This is a genomic window from Streptomyces phytophilus (assembly GCF_013870535.1).
GTDB classification, from domain to species: domain Bacteria; phylum Actinomycetota; class Actinomycetes; order Streptomycetales; family Streptomycetaceae; genus Streptomyces; species Streptomyces phytophilus.
In genome coordinates this window covers 1-2,966 of sequence record NZ_JACBXC010000758.1, presented here as the reverse complement: position 1 = coordinate 2,966, position 2,966 = coordinate 1, and the positions used below count along the sequence as shown (strand labels likewise).

Genomic DNA, 2,966 nt, shown 5'->3' with positions numbered 1-2,966 from the left:
AAGGGCACGGACCCCGGGGGCGCGAGCGCGTCGCCGAGCACCCCGCCCGGCGATATCCCCGGCGTCGGCGCCCGGTTGAACGCGAAGGTGCCCGGGGACGCCCGGCAAGCCGTCGCCGTCTACGGCAAGGGCCCCGACTCCGCCGACGCCACCGTCGTCCTCTACGAGAAGCGCGGCGGCGACTGGCAGCGCCGGGAGAGCTGGCCCGGGCACAACGGCAAGAAGGGCTGGACCCCCGACCACCGCGAGGGCGACAAGCGCAGCCCCGTCGGGGTGTTCACCCTGTCCGACGCCGGCGGCGTCCTGGCCGACCCGGGCGCGAAGCTGCCGTACCTCCAGAGCCCGGCCTTCGCCGCCCCGCAGTACTGGCCGAAGACGCACTGGAACGACTTCGACCTCGTCATCGCCATCGACTACAACCGCGTCCGGGGCACCTCGCCGCTCGACCCCACCCGCCCGCAGGGGCAGGAGAAGGGCGGGTCGATCTGGTTCCACATGGACCACGGCAGCGGCACGTCCGGCTGCGTCAGCATCTCCAAGTCCGGGATGACCGAGCTGCTGCGGACGCTGGACCCGCGGAAGGACCCGGTCGCCGTGATGGGCGACCGGGCCTCCCTCGCCGGCTAGGACCGGCGTACGCCGGTCAGCCGGCGTCCGCGTTCACGCCTCGTCGGGCTTCTCCGAGTCCACCCCGGAGCGCTTGTCCTTCCACCCGCCGCGGGTGAAGTCCGGGATCTGCTGCGGCCTGCCGCCCGCCTTGATCGACAGGTGGCTCAGCGGCACGGGCGCCGTCCAGGTCACGGCGTCGTAGACGTCGAAGTCCGGGACCAGGCCGAGGCGCATGCACTGCATGAGCCGGAAGACCATGATGTAGTCCATGCCGCCGTGGCCGCCGGGCGGGTTGGAGTGCTCCTTCCACAGCCAGTGGTCGTACTCCGCGAAGTCCGCGAAGTCGTGCCACCGGTCGTCGGTGTGCGTCGGCTCCAGGTAGATGCGCGGCTCGTAGTCCTCGAAGACGCCCTTCGTGCCGCCGAGGGAGTTGATCCGGCTGTACGGGTGCGGGGTGGAGACGTCGTGCTCCAGCCGGATGACGCGGCCCTTGGCGGTCTGCAGCATGCTGAAGGTGCGGTCGCTGCCGATGTACGTCTCCTTCCAGCTCGGGTCGCCGGAGGGCATGTGCTCCTCGCGGTACTCGGCCAGGCCCAGGGCCGGGGTGCCGAAGCTGGAGATGTGGGTGACGCGGTCGCCGCGGTTGACGTCCATGTAGTTGGCCGTCGGGCCGAAGCCGTGGTTGGGGTAGAGGTCGCCGCGCAGCCGGGTGTGCCACAGCCGGCGCCAGGGGCCCTCGTAGTAGTCGGGGTCGAACATGAGCCCGCGCAGGTCGTGGTTGTACGCGCCGGCGGCGTGCAGCAGGTTGCCGAAGAGCCCGGCGTGCGCCATGCGCAGCACGCGCATCTCGTTCTTGCCATACGCGCAGTTCTCCAGCTGCATGCAGTGCCGGCGGGTGCGCTCGGACAGGTCGACGAGGTCCCACAGCTCCTTCACCGTCATCGCGATGGGGCACTCGACGCCGACGTGCTTGCCGTTGAGCATGGCCGTCCTGGCCATCTCGAAGTGCCAGTCCCAGGGCGTGGCGACGTAGACGAAGTCGATGTCGCCGCGCTCGCAGAGCTGCTCGAAGTCGTGGTCGCCCTTGGTGTACGTGGCGGGCGCCGGCTGGCCCGCGTCGACGACCTTCTTCGCGGCCCGCTCGACCTTGTCCGCGACCGGGTCGCACAGCGCGGTCACCACGACGCCCGGCTGCGCCAGGAACAGGTCGATCATGCCGCCGCCGCGGTTGCCGAGGCCCACGATCCCGACCCGTACGGTGCTGTGGGTCTCGAACGGCACGCCGATCATCGTCCTGCCGCGCCGCGGCGGCGCGGCGGCTTCGCCGGCCGCTGCCTCCCCGGCCTCCGCCGCCTGGGCCTGGGAGGCGCCGAACGCGCCCAGGCCGAGCCCTGCACCGGCGATGCCCGCCGAGCGCAGCACCGAGCGGCGGGAGTAGCCGTCGTCCGAATCGCCGGGTCTCGGGGTGGCGTTCTCCTCGCGCATGCGTCCTCCGGATGGTGTGCGGTAGGTTCGCCGCCACCCTCGCCGGACCCGGGCGCGCCGACAAGAGGTCTGCACCACTGAGGAGTTGGACTTACCGCCCGGGCCGGATGGACTTCTCCGCCGCGGCTAGCCGCGGCGCCCCGGCAGGCCCGCCGGGCGGGTGGCGCGCTCCAGCTCCAGCAGGACGGAGCGGTACGAGCGGCCGGTCGCCCGGTCCATGCCGATCTCGCACATCCGGTTCGCCGACAGGTGCGCGCCGTAGTCGCGGGCGGTGACCTCGGCGGCCTCGCGCGCGGTCGCGGAGGCGGTGAGTTCCTTGTGGAGCATGCCGCGGTCGCCGGCGAAGGCGCAGCAGGCCGCGTCGTCCGGCACGACGACCTCCTCGGCGACCGCCTCGGCCAGCGCGGTGAGCCGGCCGGTGTTGCCCAGGTGGCGCATCGAGCAGGTCGGGTGGACCACCGCGGAGGACGTCCGCCGCTCGATCGTCAGCCGGGGCAGCAGCTCGTCGGCGGCCCAGTCGAGCGAGTCCAGGACGGTGAGCTGCGCGTGCAGCTTGCGGCTCGCCTCCGTCAGGTACGGCACCACGTCGTGCGCGAGGCCCAGGGTGCAGGACGAGGCGTCGACGACGACCGGCAGCCGGGCGCCGTCGGTCCACCGCCAGGCGGCCTCGACGATGCGGTTGGCCATCAGCCGGGTGCCTTCGCCGTAGCCCTTGGAGTGCCAGATGGTCGAGCAGCAGGTGCCGGTGACGTCGTCGGGGATCCACACGGGCCGCCCGGCGCGCGCCGAGACGGCGACGAGCGCCTCCGCCAGGTTCGGTCCGCGGGCGTCGTCGGGGCCGCCGAAGATGCGGTTGACGCACGCCGGGAAGT

3 protein-coding genes are annotated in these 2,966 nt (G+C 72.6%); 1 reads left to right on the top strand and 2 read right to left on the bottom strand.

Annotated elements, in window-relative coordinates:
- A partial coding sequence (locus H5J30_RS24765; RefSeq protein WP_181789575.1) for a L,D-transpeptidase family protein occupies positions 1-627 on the top strand: 627 nt, incomplete at its 5' end.
- 33 nt (positions 628-660) lie between these two features.
- Here H5J30_RS24765 and H5J30_RS24760 read toward each other — a convergent pair.
- Positions 661-2,094 carry a Gfo/Idh/MocA family protein gene (locus H5J30_RS24760; RefSeq protein WP_181789574.1) on the bottom strand — a complete coding sequence of 478 codons (1,434 nt, stop codon included), beginning with the start codon at positions 2,092-2,094 and terminating at the stop codon, positions 661-663.
- Between the two features lie 126 nt (positions 2,095-2,220).
- Positions 2,221-2,966 (bottom strand): heterodisulfide reductase-related iron-sulfur binding cluster (locus tag H5J30_RS24755; protein WP_181789573.1); only part of this gene is annotated, 746 nt, incomplete at its 5' end.